The organism is Streptomyces sp. NPDC051664, assembly GCF_044453545.1.
Classification (GTDB): domain Bacteria; phylum Actinomycetota; class Actinomycetes; order Streptomycetales; family Streptomycetaceae; genus Streptomyces.
In genome coordinates this window covers 108,464-128,528 of sequence record NZ_JBITCU010000013.1, presented here as the reverse complement: position 1 = coordinate 128,528, position 20,065 = coordinate 108,464, and the positions used below count along the sequence as shown (strand labels likewise).

The 20,065-nt window shown below is 70.9% G+C and carries 16 protein-coding genes; 13 read left to right on the top strand and 3 right to left on the bottom strand.

What is annotated here, in order from left to right:
* Positions 1 to 70 precede the first annotated feature (70 nt).
* Both ACIA8E_RS24255 and ACIA8E_RS24250 read left to right on the top strand, forming a co-directional pair.
* Positions 71 to 1,129 carry a LacI family DNA-binding transcriptional regulator gene (locus ACIA8E_RS24255; RefSeq protein WP_399301413.1) on the top strand — a complete coding sequence of 353 codons (1,059 nt, stop codon included), beginning with the start codon at positions 71 to 73 and terminating at the stop codon, positions 1,127 to 1,129.
* A 387-nt stretch (positions 1,130 to 1,516) separates the two neighbouring features.
* Positions 1,517 to 4,171, top strand: coding sequence for a SpoIIE family protein phosphatase (locus ACIA8E_RS24250; RefSeq protein ID WP_399301486.1), 2,655 nt, complete (start codon positions 1,517 to 1,519; stop codon positions 4,169 to 4,171).
* 102 nt (positions 4,172 to 4,273) lie between these two features.
* Here ACIA8E_RS24250 and ACIA8E_RS24245 read toward each other — a convergent pair whose 3' ends face one another.
* Positions 4,274 to 4,990 (bottom strand): cupin domain-containing protein, encoded by a 717-nt coding sequence (locus tag ACIA8E_RS24245; RefSeq protein WP_399301412.1) that lies wholly within the window; start codon positions 4,988 to 4,990, stop codon positions 4,274 to 4,276.
* A 236-nt stretch (positions 4,991 to 5,226) separates the two neighbouring features.
* Between ACIA8E_RS24245 and ACIA8E_RS24240 the strand changes: the two genes are divergently transcribed.
* From ACIA8E_RS24240 to ACIA8E_RS24225, 4 genes are all read left to right on the top strand, one after another.
* Entirely contained in the window at positions 5,227 to 6,315 is a 1,089-nt protein-coding gene (locus ACIA8E_RS24240) for a WD40/YVTN/BNR-like repeat-containing protein (protein WP_399301411.1), read from the top strand.
* Between the two features lie 34 nt (positions 6,316 to 6,349).
* Entirely contained in the window at positions 6,350 to 7,027 is a 678-nt protein-coding gene (locus tag ACIA8E_RS24235; protein ID WP_399301410.1) for a uracil-DNA glycosylase, read from the top strand.
* Positions 7,024 to 8,055 (top strand): N-acetylglucosamine kinase, encoded by a 1,032-nt coding sequence (locus ACIA8E_RS24230; protein WP_399301409.1) that lies wholly within the window; start codon positions 7,024 to 7,026, stop codon positions 8,053 to 8,055. The genes ACIA8E_RS24235 and ACIA8E_RS24230 overlap by 4 nt, the downstream gene beginning before the upstream one ends.
* Before the next feature lie 119 nt (positions 8,056 to 8,174).
* Positions 8,175 to 9,098 (top strand): sirohydrochlorin chelatase, encoded by a 924-nt coding sequence (locus ACIA8E_RS24225; RefSeq protein ID WP_399301408.1) that lies wholly within the window; start codon positions 8,175 to 8,177, stop codon positions 9,096 to 9,098.
* A gap of 129 nt (positions 9,099 to 9,227) precedes the next feature.
* On the opposite strand, the gene ACIA8E_RS24220 is transcribed toward ACIA8E_RS24225, so the two are convergent.
* Positions 9,228 to 10,289, bottom strand: coding sequence for a lactonase family protein (locus ACIA8E_RS24220; RefSeq protein WP_399301407.1), 1,062 nt, complete (start codon positions 10,287 to 10,289; stop codon positions 9,228 to 9,230).
* 131 nt (positions 10,290 to 10,420) lie between these two features.
* Complete coding sequence (locus ACIA8E_RS24215; RefSeq protein ID WP_399301406.1) at positions 10,421 to 11,935, bottom strand: FUSC family protein; 1,515 nt, start codon at positions 11,933 to 11,935, stop codon at positions 10,421 to 10,423.
* Between the two features lie 477 nt (positions 11,936 to 12,412).
* On the opposite strand from ACIA8E_RS24215, the gene ACIA8E_RS24210 reads away from it, so the two are divergent.
* The 7 genes from ACIA8E_RS24210 to ACIA8E_RS24180 all read left to right on the top strand — a co-directional run bounded on the left by ACIA8E_RS24210 (position 12,413) and on the right by ACIA8E_RS24180 (position 20,065).
* The gene (locus ACIA8E_RS24210) at positions 12,413 to 12,562 is read left to right on the top strand and encodes a hypothetical protein (RefSeq protein ID WP_399301405.1); all 150 of its coding nucleotides are present in this window, start codon (positions 12,413 to 12,415) and stop codon (positions 12,560 to 12,562) included.
* A gap of 123 nt (positions 12,563 to 12,685) precedes the next feature.
* Positions 12,686 to 14,119, top strand: coding sequence for an APC family permease (locus ACIA8E_RS24205; protein ID WP_399301404.1), 1,434 nt, complete (start codon positions 12,686 to 12,688; stop codon positions 14,117 to 14,119).
* A gap of 87 nt (positions 14,120 to 14,206) precedes the next feature.
* Positions 14,207 to 14,692, top strand: a complete 486-nt coding sequence (locus ACIA8E_RS24200) for an Lrp/AsnC family transcriptional regulator (RefSeq protein ID WP_399301403.1) — start codon at positions 14,207 to 14,209, stop codon at positions 14,690 to 14,692.
* Positions 14,693 to 14,720: 28 nt separating this feature from the next.
* On the top strand, positions 14,721 to 16,181 hold the full coding sequence (locus tag ACIA8E_RS24195; protein ID WP_399301402.1) for an acyl-CoA carboxylase subunit beta: 1,461 nt from the start codon (positions 14,721 to 14,723) through the stop codon (positions 16,179 to 16,181).
* Positions 16,182 to 16,681: 500 nt separating this feature from the next.
* A complete protein-coding gene (locus ACIA8E_RS24190; protein ID WP_399301401.1) occupies positions 16,682 to 16,909 on the top strand; it encodes a type A2 lantipeptide in 228 nt (75 codons plus the stop codon).
* Between the two features lie 73 nt (positions 16,910 to 16,982).
* A complete protein-coding gene (locus ACIA8E_RS24185; protein ID WP_399301400.1) occupies positions 16,983 to 17,789 on the top strand; it encodes an HlyD family efflux transporter periplasmic adaptor subunit in 807 nt (268 codons plus the stop codon).
* Positions 17,786 to 20,065: an NHLP family bacteriocin export ABC transporter peptidase/permease/ATPase subunit gene (locus tag ACIA8E_RS24180; RefSeq protein ID WP_399301399.1), complete on the top strand. Its 2,280-nt coding sequence runs from the start codon at positions 17,786 to 17,788 to the stop codon at positions 20,063 to 20,065. Before ACIA8E_RS24185 ends, ACIA8E_RS24180 begins: the two co-directional genes overlap by 4 nt.

The window sequence follows — 20,065 nt, the reverse complement described above, 5'->3', positions numbered from 1 at the left end:
GGATGGGGGAAGGATTTTGCGAACCCTGACCCCTTCCCCGATCCGGGCGACATGAAGCTACGATTCCCGCATGAGCCCTGCAAAGGTCCAGTCACCACAGGAGAAGGCGTCGGCCGACGTGCCGTCGCAGAGCGCCGCCACGTTGGCGGAGATCGCTCGCGCGGCCGGAGTCTCGGCTCCGACAGTTTCGAAAGTGCTGAACGGCCGAGCCGACGTCGCCCCCGGTACGCGTACCAGGGTGGAGGAGTTGCTGCTGCTCCACGGCTACCGCCGCAGGCGGGGGTCCACGGCACAGTCGCAACTGATCGATCTGGTCTTCCACGAGCTCGACAGCAGCTGGGCCATGGAGGTCGTCCGAGGCGTCGAGAACGTCGCCCGCGAGGAGGGGCTGAGCCTGGTGCTCTCCGAGAGCGCCGGCCGGCTGACCCCGGGCCAGACCTGGGTGGACGGCGTGCTGGCCCGTCGCCCGGTGGGCGTGATCCTGGTGCTCTCGGATCTGACCGCGGCCCAGCGTGCCCAGCTCACCAGCCGCAACATCCCGTTCACGGTGGTCGATCCGGCGGGCGACCCGGGTGACGACGTGCCGTCGGTCGGGACGACGAACTGGCAGGGCGGACTGGCCGCCACCCGCCATCTGACCGGTCTCGGGCACCGGCGGATCGGCGTCATCAGCGGCCCGTCCCGGATGATGTGCAGCCGGGCCCGGGTCGACGGCTACCGGGCCGCGATGGAGACCGCGGGGCTGCCCCTCGATCCCGATCTGGTCCGGGAGGGCGAGTTCTCACACGAAGACGGCTACGCCGCAGGGCTGGAACTCCTGCAGCTGCCTGAGCCTCCCACCGCCATCTTCGCGGGCAACGACCTGCAGGCACTCGGCGTCTACGAGGCCGCTCGCCAGCTGGGCCTGCGTATCCCGGAGGACCTCAGCGTCGTCGGTTTCGACGACCTGCCGCTCACCCGGTGGATCGGGCCGCCGCTCACCACGGTGCGCCAGCCGCTCACGGAGATGGCCGAGACGGCGGCCCGGCTGGTTCTCGATCTCAGCCGGGGCCAGCAGCCCGCGACCACCCGGGTCGACCTCGCGACCAACCTGGTGGTGCGCAGCAGCACGGCGTCCCCCCGCCTCTGACGTCTCGTCCCACCTGCGGCCGGACCCCCAACGGTTTCGCCGCCGAGGTGATCGATCGTCCGGGGGCGGGCAGCAGGTCGCGGGCGCCGCCGACGACGGCCTCGGTGGCAGCGGTGGGCACCCGCCGGCCACGCCACGGGCGACAAGCCCTGCGGACGGGCGTCGCCGACGAGGACAGGGACCGGCAGGGCCACGATCCGCCGGAGGGGCACGGTGACGGCCCCACCCCCGGGGTACCGCGCCTGTTGCCCGTGCAAGCAATACTCCTCCGAATTCTCGTATGGACATAGCTGATAAAAATGAGTTATGGGCGGCTTTGGCAGATATGTGGCAAGGCTCCGATCATCGCACCCTGGTCACTCCCACACCTTGCTCGGCGTGCGCTCCGTGGCCGGGCAGGTGCTGCTGCTGGAACTGGCCATCGTGGTGCTGCTCGTCGCCGTGGCCGCGTTCTCGCTCGTGTGGCAGGGCCGGCACGCCGCCATTCAGGAAGCCCGAAGCCGTTCGAACGCCGTCGCCGTCACGTTCGCCCACTCCCCGGGCATCGTGGCGGCGCTGGACGGCCCCGATCCCACCACCACGCTGGAGCCGCTCACGGAAGAAGTCCGGAAGAGCACACACGTCGAGTACGTCGTCGTGTCCAGCACACGCGGTATCCGCTACACCCACCCCGATCGCGCGCTGATCGGCAAGCACATCCTCGGCCCGTACAAAGAGGCGGTTCTCGGGCACGGCTTCACCCGAACGTTCCCGGGGAGCCGGGGGCCGGCCGTGAACTCGGTGGTGCCCGTACCGAGGGCCGACGGCTCGACCGCCGGCCTGGTGTCCGTCGGCATCACGGTCACGAACGTGACCAAGATGGCCGACCGCGAACTGCCGGTGCTGGCCGGCTCCGCGGCGACCGCACTTGCCCTCACGTCCGGCGGAGCGGCGCTGGTCAGCCGACGTCTGCGGCGGCAGACGCACGGCCTCGGCCCCGCCGAGATGACGCGCCTGTACGAGCATCACGACGCGGTGCTGCACTCCGTACGCGAAGGGGTGCTCATCATCGACGGCGACGGACGGCTGGTGCTGGCCAACGACGAGGCCCGGCGGCTGCTGCGCCTGCCCGCGGACGCCGAGGGGCATCCGATGACGGACGTCGGCCTGCCTCCTCCCCTCGCGGAACTGCTCGCCTGCGGCCGTGTCGCCTCTGACGAGGTGAGCGTGGCCGGCGACCGGCTGCTGGCCGTCAATCTCCGGCCCACCGACGAACACGGCGGACCTGCCGGGACGGTCGCGACCCTGCGGGACACGACGGAACTGGCCGCCCTTGCCGGCCGGGCGGCAGAGGTACGGGGGCGGCTGCTTCTGCTCCACGCGGCCGGTGCGCGCATCGGGACGACCCTGGATGTGACCCGGACCGCGGAGGAGCTGGCGGAAGTGGTGGTCCCCCGTTTCGCCGACTTCGCCTCGGTCGACCTCGCCGAGTCCGTGCTGCACGGTGAGGAACCGCCGGTGCCGCTCGGCACCGTGCTGGACATGCGGCGGACGGCCACGGCAGGCGTGCGCGGCGACCACCCCTTCTATCCGATCGGAAGAATCATCGGGTTCGTTCCCACCAGCCCGCCGGCCCTGGGCCTGATCAGTGGGCACACGATGCTGGTGCCGGACCTGTCCGCCGAGCCGCGCTGGCAGGGACCCGACCCCGGACAGGCGGCGAGAATCCTCGCGTACGGTGTCCACTCCCTGCTCTCCGTTCCGCTGCATGCCCGCGGTGCGGTCCTGGGCATGGCGAACTTCTGGCGCGCGGAGAATCCGGAACCCTTCGACGAGGACGATCTGACGTTCGCCGAGGAACTGGTCGCCCGGGCAGCCGTATGTGTCGACAACGCCCGCCGCTACACCCGCGAGCACGAGATGGCGGTGACGCTGCAGCGCAGCCTGCTGCCCCGCGGCCTGCCCGAGCAGGACGCTCTCGACGTCGCCTACCGCTATCTGCCGGCTCAGGCGGGGGTGGGCGGCGACTGGTTCGACGTCATTCCGCTGCCCGGCGCCCGCGTCGCCCTGGTCGTCGGTGACGTCGTCGGACACGGTCTGCACGCCGCCGCGACGATGGGCCGCCTGCGCACCGCGGTCCACAATTTCTCGACGCTGGACCTGCCGGCCGACGAACTCCTCGCGCGCGTCGACGAACTGGTGGCGCGCATCGACCTGGAGGAGCAGGCCGACGGCGACCGCGCGGAGGTCACGGGGGCGACCTGCCTGTACGCCGTCTACGACCCGGTGGCCGGCACCTGCTCCGCTGCCCGGGCCGGCCATCCCGGTCCCGTCCTGGTGCTGCCCGACGGCACGGTGCAGTTCCCCGACGTCCCCGCCGGCCTGCCTCTGGGCATCGGCGGACTGCCTTTCGAGGCAGTGGAGTCGCCACTGCCGGAGGGGACCCGTCTGGTGCTCTACACCGACGGTCTCGTCGAGTCGCGCGAGCGGGATTTCGATACCGGGCTCGACACGTTGCGCGACACGCTGGCCGGACGGCACCGGACTCCGGAGGAGACCTGCGACGACCTGATCACTGCGCTCCTGCCCACCCCTCCGGGTGACGACGCCGCCGTCCTGGTAGCCGCTACGCGCATCCTCGCCCCCTCCCGTATCGGCGAATGGGACATCGAGCCCGACCCGTCGGCCGTCGCCGGCGTCCGCAAGGAAGTGTCCCAGTGGCTCACCGAACGGGGGCTGGAGGAAGAGATCTTCGCCACCGAGCTGATCCTGAGTGAACTGGTCACCAACGCCATCCGCTACGGCGGCGCCCCCATCCGCGTCCGGATGCTGCACGACCACGCGCTGATCTGCGAAGTGTCCGACTCCGGGAGCACCGCACCACATCTGCGCTATGCGTCGACGACGGACGAGGGCGGCCGCGGCCTGTACCTCGTCGCCCAGTTCGCCGACCGCTGGGGCACCCGGTACACAGCCGAGGGCAAGGTCATCTGGTCCGAACAGACGCCGGGCTCGGGTGGCACGCCGGCATTCGAGTGGGCCGACGACGCCTTGGGGCTCTGAGCGCACCACCAGGAGCACCGGAGGCCACGGAGCACGGCAGAGTGCCCACCGGCTGCGGGTCGCACCCGGTGAGCACGGCCTGCGCCGCCGCCCGCCGTGGAATCAGCCGCTGTAGACGTCGAGACGGCCGCACATTCCGAACTTTCCGTACGCCGACGGCTGTTCGGCGTACACACGGGCACGGGCGAGATGGCCACCGTCCCCCTGCGCCAGGGAGTCCAGCTGTTCACCGGTTGCCCGGGACGCTGCGGCGGCGCCCTGTTCCCAGCGCCCCCGCCAGTCGTCCGTCCGACGCCTCACGAGCGCGGCGGCCGCCCGGTGGAAGGCGGCGAGCGGCTCGGGGTCGCCGGCCTCGGTGGCGCGGCGCAGCGCGAGAAAGCCCTCGACGGCGAGATCGCGGCGGGCGCGGGCGGCGCGTTCCTGTTCCTGCTCTGCCGCGTCGGCGGGGATTGCGGCCGCCGCGCGGTAGGTGTCCGGGTCCGTCAGGTACCGGGGCGGCAGGGTGAGAACGGCATCCCCGGCTTCGGGCAGTCCGCTGTTCTGCATGAGGACGACGATGCGCAGGGCGTCGTCGTTGACGAGGCGGTGGATCGTGCCGGGGGTGAACCACACCAGGGACCCGGCGGCCAGGGGCGTCTGCCGGAAGCCGGACGCGGTGAGGGTCTGCACGGAGCCGGCGCCGCCGACCACCACATACCCCTCGGAACAGGTGAGGTGGAGGTGGGGCGTACCACCCCGCAGTCCGTCCTCGGTGGGCCAGTCGTAGACCCGGAGGTGGGAGACGGCCACGGCGCCGGGCAGTCCTTCGAAGGTCACCACAGGTGCTCCTGGGTCCGGATCGACGACGGGGCAAGCGCTTTCTTCCGCACGCTACGGCCCGCTCCGGACGGTGGTCAAGACGGCCCGCGCGGGTGGCATCCCCCCTGCCGGAGGTCCGACCCTTCGCCCGCCACCCCCGTCCGACCTGCACAGACATCGTGTCTGCACACCACTGTCAGTGGCCGGGTGCAGACTGGCCCGTGTCCGCGACAAAGGCGTTTCGGGAGGTGTCGGCCATGACCGACGTACTGCTCACTGTGGGAACCCGTAAAGGACTTTTCATCGGCCGAAGGCGTGGTGACGCCTGGGAGTTCGGCGCTCCGCACTTCAACGCGCAGGCGATCTACTCGATCGCCATCGACACCCGCGGTCCGGTGCCCCGGCTGCTGGTCGGCGGGGACAGTGCGCACTGGGGGCCATCGGTGTTCCACTCCGACGACCTGGGCGCGACATGGGTCGAGCCGCAGCAACCTGCGGTGAAATTCCCGGCGTTCACCGGCGCCTCCCTGGAGCGGGTCTGGCAGCTGCACCCGGCGGGTGCCGAGGCGCCCGACGTCGTGTACGCGGGGACCGAGCCGGCCGCGCTCTTCCGCTCGGAGGACCGTGGGGAGTCCTTCGAGCTGGTCCGCCCGCTATGGGAACACCCGACACGTTCGAAGTGGGTGCCGGGCGGGGGCGGCGAGGGGCTCCACACGATCCTGACCGATCCGAGGGATGCCCGGGACGTGACGGTGGCGGTCTCCACGGCCGGGGTGTTCCGCACCAAGGACGGCGGCGCGAGCTGGGCCCCGTCGAACAAGGGGGTGTCGGCGGCCTTCCTGCCGGATCCGAACCCGGAGTTCGGCCAGTGCGTCCACAAGGTCGCCCGGGACGCGGTCGATCCGGACCGGCTCTATCTGCAGAACCACTGGGGTGTGTTCCGCAGCGACGACGCCGGGGACAGCTGGACGGACATCGGCGTGGGGCTGCCGTCCGACTTCGGCTTCGCCGCTGCGGCCCACCCGCACCGGGCGCAGACGGCGTACATCTTCCCGATCAATGCCGACGTCGACCGTGTCCCGGCCGAGCACCGCTGCCGGGTGTTCCGCACGAGCGACGCCGGCAGCAGCTGGGAGCCGCTGTCCGCAGGACTGCCCGAGGAGACGCACTACGGCACGGTGCTGCGTGACGCGCTCTGTACGGACAACGCCGACCCGGCCGGGATCTACTTCGGCAATCGCAACGGCGAGGTGTACGCGAGCAGGGACGACGGGGACAGCTGGGAGCAGCTCGCCTCGCATCTGCCGGACGTTCTCTGCGTTCGGGCGGCGGCCGTCGGCGGTTGATCGGTCCGGTCGTATGAGCAGTAGAGTGCGGCCCGTGGCAGCAAGACCGTTGAAAGAGATCATCGAGCCGGGATGGGCTCAGGCCCTGGAACCCGTGGCCGAACGCATCGCCGCGATGGGCGACTTCCTGCGCGCGGAGATCGCCGCGGGGCGTACCTACCTGCCCGCGGGACCGAATGTGCTGCGGGCGTTCCAGCAGCCCTTCGACGAGGTGCGAGTCCTGATCGTCGGTCAGGACCCCTACCCGACGCCGGGACATGCGGTGGGGCTGAGCTTCTCGGTGGCACCCGATGTGCGGCCGCTGCCGGGCAGCCTGGAGAACATCTACCGGGAGCTGCACACGGATCTGGGACTGCCCCGGCCGTCCAACGGCGACCTGACGCCCTGGACCCGGCAGGGGGTGCTGCTGCTCAACAGGGCACTGACCACGGCGCCACGGCGGCCTGCGGCGCATCGCGGCAAGGGCTGGGAGGAAGTGACCGAGCAGGCGATCCGGGCGCTGGTGGCGCGGGGCACACCGCTGGTGTCGATCCTGTGGGGGCGTGACGCCCGGAATCTGCGGCCGTTGCTGGGGGACTTCCCGGCGATCGAGTCCTCGCACCCCTCCCCCATGTCGGCGGACCGTGGGTTCTTCGGCTCGCGGCCGTTCGGCCGGGCCAATGAACTGCTGGAGCGCCAGGGAGCACAACCGGTCGACTGGCGGCTGCCGTGACCGCCGCCGCGAGGCCGTACGTCCTCGGGGTGGACTCGGGCGGTTCGGGATTGCGGGTGGCGCTCGGCGTGGTCGGGACCGAGAAGCCGGTGGCCACCGCGGTCTGCGCCGCACCTGTGCGTACCGGACCGGCCGGGATCGATGCCGGACACCTGCTGGAACAGCTGCTTCCCGCCACCCGGGAGCTGCTCGCCCAGGCCGGTGAGCAGGAGCGGGCCGCCGAGGGAGCCTCCATCGCCGCCGTGGCGATCGGCGCTGCCGGCATGGCGACGCTGGGGGGCCAGCTGCGCGCCGAGCTTCCGGCGGCCCTGGAGAGCGCGCTCGGGGTACGACTGCTGGCGCTGGCCGCCGATGCGGTGACCGCGTACGCCGGAGCGGTCGGACAGCGACCGGGGGCGGTCGTCGCCGGCGGCACGGGCATGATCGCGCTGGGCACGGATCTGACGAGCTGGCGCCGGGCCGACGGCTGGGGTCATCTGCTGGGCGACAGCGGTGGCGGCGCCTGGATCGGCCGGGCCGGTCTCGATGCCGCCATGCGCGCGCATGACGGGCGGCGCGGCGGATCGGCCGCGCTGCTGGCCCGGCTGGAAGCGGTGTTCGGTCCGGCGGCGGACCTGCCCGGCGTGCTCTATCCGCGTACCGACCGGCCCGCGCTGCTGGCTTCGTTCGCCCCCGAGGTCGCCGCGTGCGCCGGGGACGATCCGGTCGCCGCCGGCATCCTGCGGGACGCCGCCGGACATATCGCGGAGGCGGCCGCGGCGGTGTGCCCGCGGCGCGGGACGGACGACGAGCGGTGCGAAGTGGCCCTGACGGGTGGCTTGTTCCGGATGGGCGACCCGCTCCTCGTACCGCTGCGCGAAGAGCTCGCCCGGCAACTGCCGCAGGCGCGGACGGTCCCCGGTTCGGGTGATCCGCTGACCGGTTCGCTACGCATCGCCGAGGCGCTGGCCACCGGTGATCTGCGGCTGCCGCTTCACCCGACGATGCTGTGCGTACCCGCCTACGGGCCCGGACAGGAGGGACCGTAAGGACCGACAGAGCAGGGCAGTTGGCCGGTAAGCCACTCATCGGATAAAAGCGGACAGATAACGCCCGACTGGACCCTCCCCGAACAGTGGGGCACCCAAAACCAGTAGCATGCGGCGCCATGAGCACCCCCACTGGGCCCGCTTCCGGCCTGCCTGTACGAATGCCGCGACCTCGCCAGTCCGGACGGCACCGCCGCCCGGAGCCCGTGGTCGCACCTGAGGGCGCTGCCGCGCTCGTTCTTGCCGTTCCCGGTACCCCCTCGGCGGCCACCCGAAGCCTGGCCGAAGAGGTCATCAGCATTGCCCGGTCCGAGCTGCCCGGTCTCAATGCCCGGATCGGTTATCTCGACGGCGACGACGCCGAATACCCCACGCTCGCCTCCGTGCTCGCGAACGCAGCCGCCGAGCGCATCGCACGCTTCGAGCAGGCGAAGGCCGCAGGCCGTGAGGTCGCCGAGCCCGAGGGTCCGGCCGCCGTCGTGGTGCCGCTGCTCGCGGGTCCGGACAGTGCCCTGGTCCGGCGGATACGCCAAGCCGTCATGGACAGCCGCGCGCAGGTCGAGCTGACCGATGTGCTCGGTCCGCACCCGCTGCTCGCCGAGGCGCTGCACGTACGCCTCTCCGAGGCCGGTCTGGCCCGCGCCGACCGCGCCAGGCTGTTCACCGTGGCCACGGCCGCCGACGGCATCGTGCTGGCCACCGTGGGTGGCGAGGAGGGTGTGCAGGCCGCCGGGATCACCGGCATGCTGCTGGCTGCCCGGCTCGCGGTGCCGGTGATGGCCGCGGCGCTCGATGTCGAGGGTTCGGTCGCGTCGATCGCCGAGCAGCTGACGGGCTCCGGTTCGGTGCAGCTGGCCCTGGCGCCGTACCTGGTGGGTCCCGAGATCGCGGAGGGGCTGCTGGACGCCGCCGCGAAGGAGGCGGGCTGCGCGACGGCCGAGCCGCTCGGTGCGTACCCGGCGATCGGCAAGCTCGTGCTGTCGATGTACATGACGGCGCTGGGCATCGCCCCTGGAACGCCGCAGGGGGCCCAGGCCCTCTGACCTGGCCGGCACAGTGCAGCGGGGCCCGCACCGGAGGATTCGACCGGTACGGGCCCCGCTGTGTGCTGTGTGGACGCGTGCTCCGTGACGGGCACTGCGCGCTGTGTTCGGCCGGGTGATCCGTCCGCGTCAGCCGAAGACGACGCAGGAGGCCGCTGGAGCTGTCAGGGAACCCCTGTGGCACGGGATGCCGGTCGTCGCGTCCACGGCGAACCAGCTGACGTTCCCGGCCCGCTCATTGGCCGCGTACAGCCACTGGCCGGTGGGGTCGAGGGCCAGGTCGCGCGGCCAGTGGCCACCGCAGCCCACGTTCGTGACCAGGGAGGCCTTCTCGCCCGATTCGTCGAGAGCGAGGACGGCGATGCTGTCGTGCCCCCGGTTGGCGGCCCAGAGGAACCGTCCGTCGTACGAGACGACCACCCCGGACGGGTAGACGACGGCCTCGGGGTCGGCGACCACGTCCTCGGGCACGACGGCCGTCTCGCCGAGGGGTTCGAGGACTCCGGTGGCCGGGTCCCAGCGGCAGACGGTGACGGTCGGTTCGAGCTCGTTCAGGACGTAGGCGTGCGCGCCCGCGGGGTGGAAGGCCAGATGCCGCGGCCCGGTGCCCGGCCGCAGCGCGGTCTCGCCGTGCAGCCGCAGCGTCCCGCTGCTCGGGTCGAGGGCGCAGATCCGTATGGAGTCGGTCCCGAGGTCCACGCTCAGCACCCAGTTCCCCGATGGGTCGGGCTGCACCTGGTGGGCGTGCGGGGCGTGCTGGCGGTCGGTGCGCGGACCGCTGCCCTCGTGCTGGAGCACGGAAGCGGCGGCGCCCAGCGATCCGTCCGCGCGCACCGGGAGGGCGGTGACGCTGCCGGAGCCGTAGTTGGCGGTGATCAGATGGCCGCCGGCGAGTGCCAGATGGGTGGGGCCGTCGCCCTCCACGGGCCGTATCTCACCGAGGGGCTGTGGCACATCGCCGGTGATGTCGAGCGCGGCGGCCGCGCCGGTCTCGGTCTCACTGACCGCGTAGAGGGCGGTGGAGCCGGATCCGGGGCCCAGGACGAGATACGAGGGATCGGGGACGGCGTCCGTCGCACCGAGGACGGTCAGTGCCCCGGTCTCCCGGTCCACGGCGGCGACGGTGACCCCCCGCCCGCCCGCCGACGTGAACGACCCGATGAATGCCCGTCCGGCACCGTTGCTGTTCACCGCTGCTGCCCCTTTCCGCCGACTGATCGCGACGGTCCGGGTCGCGATCTTCCGGGGCGACGGTAGCAGTGCACCCCTTGCGGTCTAGACCAGGGCCGTGACGTCGTCGACCGTCTCCGCGGAGCCGCAGGTCAGGCGGGGACGAGCGGGGACCGCGGCGAGGTGTGCAGGGGTGCGGCCAGCTCTGCGAGGGCCCCCTCCAAGGCGTGCAGATGCGTGAGCGCGGCCTCCGCGCCGGGGTGGTGGTGCGGCGCGTGCGCGGGAGCGACAAGGAGCTCCGTACGGACCGGGCGAGGCTGCGCCAGAGCCAGCACCGCGGACTCGACCCGGCGGCAGGCCGCGTCGAGCCGGGCGTCGTGCGAGGCGTCCGGGTCGGCGGCCACCGCGGCGAGGCCGCGCACCTCACGTGCGCAGAGGTCCAGCAGTACGAGGACCTGCCGGGCGCGCGCCTTGCGGGCCCGCAGCGGGTTGAGGGGGTGCACCAGCGGGGCGAGCGAGAGCCGGACCCGGCCGAGCAGCGCCTCCAGTTCGGTCACTCGCGGGGCGGGGTCGGCGGTCGGGGAGCCGGCGAGGCGCGCGGCGGCCTCGGCGGTACACGCGTGCACGCAGTGCAGCGCCCGCTGGATCCAGGCGTCGGTGGTCGCGTGGAGGGTGACGGGCAGCACGAGGAGGACGGCGAGCGCCGCCCCGAGAGCTCCCGCCCCGGTCTCCGTGAGCCGCAGGACGAGGAGTCCCGGGTTCAGTACACCGAGCAGCCCGTAGAGCAGTCCGGCCATCACGGTCACGAAGAAGACCATCCAGCTGTAGGAGACAGCGGCGGTGTAGAAGATCCCGAAGACGCAGACGGCGACGAGGACGGCGGTGAGAGCCGTGTCCCCGTGCAGCGGGACGGCGACCAGCAGCCCGACGGCGATGCCGACCACCGTGCCGAGGACCCGGCGGAAGCCGCGGACCAGCGTCTCGCCCCGCGAGGCGGTGTTCACGAAAATCCACCAGACGGTGCCGACGGCCCAGTACCAGCGGTCCGCGGAGAGAAGCTGTCCGACGCCCAGCGCGAAGGCAGTGGCAGCGGTCGCCTGGATCGCCTGTCGCGTGGTCGTGCGGGCCAGACCGATGCCGCCGTGAAGCGCGGGCACAGCAGGCACCGGCAGTCGCCGTTCGTAGCACCAGAGACCGAAGCGGACGGTCGACGACGTGACGAGGGAGAGCGCGACGGCGGCGTACAGCTGGGGCAGCTGACCCGGTACGGCGTGCAGGAACTGCGCCATGAAGAACGCCATGAACGCGAAGATCCCGAGGGCATGACCGCGCGGCCCCCAGCGGCGCGCGTACACCCCGGCACACACGACGGCGAGGAACGCCAGGTCGCGCGCGAGCGGATGGTCGTGCAGCGCCGTCGCCAGCGCCAGCACCGGAAAGCCGACGAGAGGCAGCAGCGAGGTGGTGAGCGCCTGGTCCCTGACCCTGGCGTCGGTGACCGTGAAGAGTGCGAGCAGTGCGGCGAGGCCGCCGGCGACGGCCGCGGGAAGTGAGTGCGAGGCGAGGCCCGAGAAGGTTACGGCGAGGCCGATCCCGAAGACGGCCCGGGTCGCGTTGCGCAGCCGCAGCCGTCCCGGGTCCGGAGCCACCAACATCCGCTTCAGCACCGCTTGGCTCTCCCCACTACGTCATGGCATGAAAAAGGCGCCGCGGGATCCGCAGCGCCATCGACTGGGTTCATGACAGCATCCGAACACCACCCGGCTCAAGTCATGTCGATCCGACTGTGCCATTGGCACAGTCGGCTGCCCTTTCGGTGTGCCACGGGAACACCAATGGACGGTGCCGGGCCGGACCGTCCCGCACAGCTCACCCAGGCGTGACCTCCGATGCTGCCGGGCGGCGCCCGCAGGCCCGGCCCTCCGCCGCGACCGATGCGGCGAGCGGCCCGCGAAGACAGCCTTACCGGTCACGGTGGCAAGCCTCCCGCACACGGTCCGGGCCGATGCCGTCGAACGGGCCCCACACTCCTCGCGGCCCCCAAGGCAAAAACCACGCAACGTGACCGGTAACACTCTGCGCTTCCCGTCGCGACCGGTCCGCTGATCGCCCCCACTTCCACGTCCTACATATCGCAGGCAACTGTGCCGAAAGACATCACATTCGAAGGTCATAAGCGCGAAAGTGGCGCCGATTTCGCCAGTCGTCAATATGGCGTCAACAAGGCCGTCATCTACGAATACCGCCAGCAGATGGCTAGAAGGCAACGAATTCCGAAGGTAATTGACGGTTGACGTGACGGATCCCACAGGTTTCGATAACGCGCCGGGAGCAGACGAAACCAACATCGCAGCAAGCCACGGAGGCGATAGCGCTCCCGCCGTCACCCGTCACACCCAGTCGATCGGAACCGCTCCATGACCGACATGCTCAGCCAGCCCGTCACCTCCGGCGCCGCACCGGCGGCAACCGATCCCGGCGGCCAGGACGGCCCGCGCGCCCTCAAGCGTTCCATCGGCGTCGTCGGCGGAACCCTGCTCACCCTGTCCTGCGTGACACCCGCCTCCACGCTCTTCGTCGTCGTGCCCGACCTGTTCGGCGACCTCGGGACCGCCACCGCGCTCACCATCGCGATCGGCTCGCTGCTCTGCATCGCCGTGGCGTTCTGCTACTCGGAGCTGGGCACGCTGATCCCCAGCGCGGGCGGCGAGTACGCCATGGTCACCACCCTGACCGGCCGGCTCGCCGGCTGGCTGGTGTTCGTGCTGTCGCTGCTGGTCGTGATGATCGTGCCGCCGGTGATCGCCATGGGTACGGCGGACTACCTCGCTCCCCTCGTCCATGTACCGGCGGAGGCCGCCGGCGCCGGGGTGATGGTGCTCGCCACCCTGGCCGGTCTGCTGGACCTGCGTGCCAACGCCTGGATCACCGGTGTCTTCCTGGTTCTCGAAGTCATCGCGGCGGCCGTGGTGGCGGTGCTCGGCTTCGCCCACACCGAGCGCGGCGCCGGCAGCCTGGTGCACGGTGTGGTCGCGAGCGACGGCGGGGCGTCCCGCCCGGTCACCGCGATGCTGGTGGTCTCGGGTCTGGCCATCGCGCTCTTCATCACCCAGGGCTTCTCGACCGCCGTCTATCTCTCCGAGGAGCTGGAGGACCCGCGGCGCAACGTCTCCCGTACAGTCCTCGCCACCCTCGCCATTTCGACCGCCGTCATCCTCGTCCCGGTGGTGGCGATCACCATGGGTGCGCCCGACCTCGCGGCGCTCACCTCGGGCGACATCGGCCGGATGGTCACCACGTGGAGCAACTCGGCGGTCGGTACGTTCGTGAGCCTGTGCGTCGCACTCGCGATCATCAACGCGGGCATCGTCATGGTCATCCAGAACTCCCGGGTGCTGTTCGCGTCGGCCCGTGACAAGGCGTGGCCCGAGCCCGTCAACAACTCCCTCGCCCGCCTCGGCCGCTTCGGTTCGCCGTGGGTCGCGACGCTGGTGGTGGGGGTCCCGGGCGCGGCGCTGTGCTTCGTCAACCTCGACACCCTGTACGGCGTGACCGGCGTCTCCGTGACGGGCATGTACCTGCTGGTCGCGGTCGCCGCGCTGGCAGCCCGCCGCACCTCTCACAAGGACCTGCCCGCATGGCGGATGCCGCTCTGGCCGGCGATGCCGGTGGCGCTGATCGCCGTACTCGTCTACATCCTCAGCCAGCAGGAGGCCAAGTACCTGCTGTGGACCGGTGGCATCATGGCGGCGGCCACCCTCTACTGGGCGTTCTACCTCCGCCCCCGCAAGGACACCCGCTGGCTGGTCACCCTCCCCGAGGACGCACTCCCCGGGAATGCCAGCCTCTGAGGCGAGTGGTACGACCGGATGGCGCGACGGTGCGCCATGGGTACAGTCGGAGCCCGTACCGACCGACCGGGAAGGGGCCATCGGACCATGGCGGTGGACGCACTGGACACCCGCATCCTGCGGCTGCTCATCGAGCAGCCGCGGACCAGCGTGCGTGAGTACGCGCGGATCCTCTCCATCGCCCGGGGCACCCTCCAGGCCCGGATCGACCGGCTGGAGCGCAACGGCGTGATCACCGGTACGGGTCCGGTCCTCTCACCCGCCGCGCTCGGCCACCCGGTGCTCGCCTTCGTCCATCTGGAGGTCACCCAGGGGCATCTGGACGAGGTGGGCGAGGCCCTCGCCGCCGTCCCGGAGATCGTCGAGGCCTTCTCGACCACCGGCGGAGGGGACCTGCTGACCCGTGTCGTGGCCCGCGACAACGGGCACCTGGAGGATGTGATCCAGCAGCTGATCCAGCTGCCCGGCGTGGTCAGGACCCGTACCGAGGTGGCCCTGCGCGAGCGGGTGCCGCACCGGCTGCTGCCACTGGTCGAATCGGTGGGCCGGGCCACGGCCGGCCCGACGGGCTGATCACCGGCTCGGCAGCTGCTTCTCCGCGGTGGGCAGAGCGAGTTCACTGCGCCGGTCGCGTACGACCGGCCGGCCGGAGCTCGGCCTTCTTGATTTTTCCGGTGGCGGTCATCGGGAAGCTGTCGCGCAGCGCCGTCGCCGCACGCTGGAGGACCTGATCGTCTCCACCCCGGCCGACGGCATGGTCACCGGCACCGGAACGGTCAACGGCGAACCGTGCGTGGCCATGTCGTACGACTACACGGTCCTGGCCGGCACCCAGGGTCACCAGAACCACCGCAAGACGGGCCGGATGCTCTCCCTCGCCGAGCAGCGCCGTATGCCGGTGGTGCTCTTCGCGGAGGGCGGCGGCCGTCCCGGTGATACGGACACCACGGCGGTCGCGGGACTCGATGTGATGACGTTCCACCAGATGGGAAGGCTCAGCGGGCTCGTCCCCCTGGTCGGTATCGCTTCCGGCCGCTGCTTCGCCGGGAACGCGGCGCTGCTCGGCTGCTGCGACGTGGTGATCGCGACGCCGGAGGCCACCATCGGCATGGGCGGCCCGGCGATGATCGAGGGCGGCGGGCTCGGTACGTACCGGCCGGAGGAGGTCGGGCCGCTCTCCGTCCAGGTGCCCAACGGGGTCGTCGATCTCGCAGTCGCGGACGAGGCCGAGGCAGTGGCGAAGGCACGGCAGGATCTCTCGTACTTCCAAGGACCGCAGGGCGATTGGGAGGCTCCGGACCCGCGCGTCCTGCGCCACACCGTGCCGGAGAACCGGCGGCGTGCATACGGTGTGCGGGCCGCGGTGGAGGGCGTGGGGGACACCGGCTCGGTGCTGGAACTGCGGGCCGGGTTCGGCACCGGCATCATCATGGCGCTGGTCCGGATCCAGGGCCGGCCGATGGGTCCGATCGCCAACAACCCGGAGCATCTGGGCGGCGCGATCGACCGTGAGGGGGCCGACAAGGCGGCCAGGTTCCTCCAGCTGCGCGACGCCTTCGCCCTGCCCGTGGTCTCGCTCTGCGACACACCCGGCTTCATGGTCGGCCCGGATGCAGAACGGACCGCGACCGTCCGGCACTTCTCCCGGCTCTTCGTGACGGGCGCGAATCTCCGCGTACCGCTGGTCTGCCTGATCCTGCGCAAGGCGTACGGTCTCGGCGCGATGGCCATGATGGGCGGTTCGACGCGCACACCGGTGGCCACGGCGGCGTGGCCGAGCGGCGAGCTGGGCGGAATGGGCCTGGAGGGTGCCGTACGGCTCGGCCACCGCAGGGAACTGGCCGCGATCGAGGACCCGGCTGACCGGGAGCGGGCGTTCGAGACGCGGGTCACCGAGCTGTACGAGCACGGCAAGGCGGTCAATGCGGCGGCGGCGCTGGAGAACGACGCGGTGATCGACCCGGCGCGGTCCAGGTCCTGGATCCTTTCGGCACTGGACGGGTGGTCGGCTCAGGAGGCGTGGGACGCGGGCAAGCGCCGCCCGTTCATCGACACCTGGTGAATCACCACCGGAGCCGGGGTCGGGTCCGGCCACCACCGTCACGAAGGGCAGGCCCGGCTCCCGAGTCCGCCGTAGCTCTCCGTGTGTGGTCGTACCACCCCGCATCGATCAAGACGTATCCGAAGCAGCGCTCCTACCTGCTGTTTTCACCTCTCAGCTCACCTGCGGTAAACCTGCACACCTCGTGCCCAGACCGGTCACCCCCGCCCACCTGGACACCCTGGTCCGGACCAGTTGCAGGGAGGTTTGAACAGGAGTGTCCCAGTTGAAGTAAATGGACTTTCAGGCAAAAGGAATTCAGACGGTGAAGCTTGTGAAGGAGTCGCCGTCGACTCATGAACACATCTGCACGCAGCGCTAATTCATTGCTTGAAGAACCCCTGATCAGCACCGGTCCGATTAGCTGCGCATGGCGTCAACGTGCTTTGATCCTGCCCAATGCGGCGGCCACACCAAGGGGTTACCGCTATGAATTACCAAGCTGAAAGGCAGCCTTCATCATGAACCACACCCCCCAGGTCGAGACCCTCGAGATTTCCGACAACGACCTCGACAACGTGTCCGGCGGTCTCGTCGGCGGCCTGCTCGGCAACGTCACGGGCACCGTCGACTCCGTGGCCCCGGTCTCCGGCGTCGTGGGCTCGGTCACCGGCCTCGCCACCTCGACCACCGGTGTCAACGCCGGTGCCGTCACCGGCCTGGCCACCGGTCTCATCGCCGGTCTCTGAGACGGCCCGTGAGCCCCGGAACCTCATGGTTCCGGGGCTCACTGCTCACACCTGACAGCAAGGGAAGAGTTCCGTGCAGTTCCGCCAACAGGCCCTTTCCAAGCTGCAGTCGCCGGAGGAACTCGACCTGCCGGTACGTTTCGCGCGCCCGCAGGGCCGGCTCGCCCTCGGCATCACCGTGCTCGTCATGGCCGCCGCCGGCTTCTGGGCGGTGACCGGAACCGTCTCGTCCACACTCCAGGCACCCGGCATCTTCACTCACGCACGGGGCAGTTACATCCTGCAGAGCCCTGTTGCAGGCCAAGTCACCGCCGTACTCGCCAAGGAAGGCGAGACCCTGCCCGCCGACGCACCGCTGCTCAAGGTCCGTACCGAACAGGGCGACCGGGTCGTCCGCACGATCGCCGCAGGACGGGTGACCGCCCTGACGGCCTCGATCGGAGCGGTGGTCACCACCGGTGCGGACGTAGCGAGTGTGGAGCGGACCCGTGGCGCCGACGATCCTCTGATGGTGATGCTCTATGTGCCGGGCGACAGCGGACCGGGCATTGCGGTGGGCGCCTCCGTGGATCTCACCGCCCAGTCGGTGCCGGCCCAGAAGTACGGAGTGCTGCGCGGTCGTGTGGCCGCGGTCGGCAGGAATTCGCAGACACCCCGGCAGATCAGTGGCTTTCTCGGCGACGGCCAGCTGGGCGAGCAGTTCTCGCAGCACGGCAGGCCGGTGGCGGTCCTGGTGCGGCTCGACCGGTCGTCCGCCACGGAGTCCGGCTACCGGTGGTCGTCGGCCCAGGGCCCTCCGTACGCGATCGACTCCATGACCCTGGCCACCGGCGCCGTCCACCTGGCCGACCAGCGTCCGATCGATTGGCTGCTCCCGTGACCGCACCGCACACCTCTCCCGCCGCACCGCAGCTGCCGCCTCCCGGCCGCGGCCGGCACCGGCCGGACAACGCGCCGGGCAGCAGGCGACGTTCGGGTCCGCGGCCGGCACCGAAGGGCAAGAAGGCCAAGACCGTACGCAGCCCCACCGTTCTCCAGATGGAGGCCCTGGAGTGCGGTGCTGCCTCGCTGGCCATGGTGCTCGGTCACTACGGCCGTCATGTACCGCTGGAGGAGCTGCGCATCGCCTGCGGCGTCTCGCGCGACGGATCGCGGGCCAGCAATGTGCTGAAGGCGGCGCGCAGTTACGGGCTGCAGGCCAAGGGCATGCAGATGGAGCCGACGGCCCTCGCCGAGGTGCAGGCACCCGCCATCCTCTTCTGGGAGTTCAATCACTACGTCGTGTACGACGGCATGGGCCGCCGCTTCGGGCGGCGCGGCGTGCACATCAACGACCCGGACAAGGGCCGTCGTTTCGTGACGGCCGAGGATTTCGACACCAGCTTCACCGGCGTCGTCCTGGTCCTCGAGCCCGGCGACGGGTTCCGCCGCGGAGGCAGGAAGCCCGGGATCATGGGCGCCCTGCCCGCGCGGCTGCGCGGCACCTCGGGCACGATGCTGGCCGCGCTGCTCGCGAGCCTGCTGCTCGTCGCCGTCGGCGCGACGCTGCCTGCACTGAGCCGCGCGTACATCGACATGTTCCTGATCGGCGATCAGACGTCGTTGCTGAGCGTCCTGTTCGCGGCCATGGGCACCATGGTGGCGCTCACCGTCGTGCTCACCTGGCTGCAGCAGGCGAACCTGCTGCGCGGTCGCATCATCTCCTCCACACTCAGCAGTGCCCGTTTCTTCCGGCATCTGCTCAGGCTGCCGGTCACCTTCTTCTCCCAGCGCAGCCCCGCCGATCTCGTCCAGCGACTGCAGTCCAACGATGTCGTGGCCGAGACGCTGGCCCGCGACCTCACGGCCGTCGGCGTGGACGGAGTCGTCGTCCTGCTCTATGCAGCCCTGCTGTGGATCTACGACCCGCAGTTGACAGTCATCGGCGTGGGGCTGGCGCTGCTCAATGTGGTGGCGATGCGCATCGTCGTGCGCCTGCGGGCCACCCGTGCCCAGAAGCTGCGGGCCGACAGCGCAAGGCTGACCAACACCTCGTACACCGGGCTGCAGCTGATCGAGACGATGAAGGCCACCGGCGGCGAGAACGGATACTTCCGCCGCTGGGCGGGGCAGCACGCGACCACGCTGGAGGAACAGCAGCGCCTCGGTGTGCCGAGCGCCTGGCTGGGTGTTGTCGCCCCCGCGCTCGCGACCCTCAACAGCGCCCTGATTCTGTGGATCGGAGGGCTGCGGGCCGTCGACGGCCATATTTCGATCGGTCTGCTCGTCGCGTTCCAGGCGCTGGTGACCCGTTTCACGGCTCCGGTCGCACGGCTGAACTCGGTGGCGGGCCGGGTGCAGGACTTCGCCGCCGATGTGGCCCGTCTCAAGGACGTCGAGAACTTCCCGGTGGACTCGCTGTACTCGCGCCCCGAACCGGTTGCGAGCACGCGCAGGCTCAAGGGCCATGTGACGCTGGAAGAGATCACCTTCGGCTACAGCCCGCTCGACAAACCGCTGCTCACCGGCTTCTCGCTGTCCGTCGGGCCGGGACAGCAGGTGGCGCTGGTCGGTGGATCCGGCAGCGGCAAGTCGACGGTCTCCCGGCTGATCTCGGGGCTCTACAGCCCGTGGGAGGGCACGATCCGGGTGGACGGGCAACGTCTGGAGGACATTTCCCGCAGTGCGCTGGCCGCCTCGGTCTCCTTCGTCGACCAGGACATCTTCCTCTTCGAGGGCACCGTGCGGGACAACGTGGCGCTGTGGGACCCGTCGGTCCCGGACGACGCCGTCGTCGCCGCCCTGGAGGACGCCGCCCTGTACGAGGTCGTCGCCCGGCGCCCCGGCGGGATTCACAGCCGGGTGGAGCAGGACGGCCGCAACTTCTCCGGCGGGCAACGGCAGCGCCTGGAGATCGCCCGGGCGCTCGTCCGCCGGCCGAGCATCCTCGTTCTCGACGAGGTGACCAGCGCCCTGGACGCGGAGACCGAGCAGATCATCATCGACAATCTGCGGCGGCGCGGCTGCGCGTGTGTCGTGATCGCGCACCGGCTGAGCACGGTGCGCGACAGCGACGAGATCGTGGTCCTCGACCACGGCTCCGTCGTGGAACGGGGCCGGCACGAGGACCTGGTCGCCGCCGGAGGTCCGTACGCCGAGCTGGTCAAGGAGCACTGA

Coding starts and splice junctions, on each gene's coding strand:
- ACIA8E_RS24255 (WP_399301413.1), top strand. CDS start 71: ATGAGCCCTGCAAAGGTCCAGTCACCACAGGAGAAGGCGTCGGCCGAC.
- ACIA8E_RS24240 (WP_399301411.1), top strand. CDS start 5,227: ATGACCGACGTACTGCTCACTGTGGGAACCCGTAAAGGACTTTTCATC.
- ACIA8E_RS24225 (WP_399301408.1), top strand. CDS start 8,175: ATGAGCACCCCCACTGGGCCCGCTTCCGGCCTGCCTGTACGAATGCCG.
- ACIA8E_RS24205 (WP_399301404.1), top strand. CDS start 12,686: ATGACCGACATGCTCAGCCAGCCCGTCACCTCCGGCGCCGCACCGGCG.
- ACIA8E_RS24200 (WP_399301403.1), top strand. CDS start 14,207: ATGGCGGTGGACGCACTGGACACCCGCATCCTGCGGCTGCTCATCGAG.
- ACIA8E_RS24190 (WP_399301401.1), top strand. CDS start 16,682: ATGAACCACACCCCCCAGGTCGAGACCCTCGAGATTTCCGACAACGAC.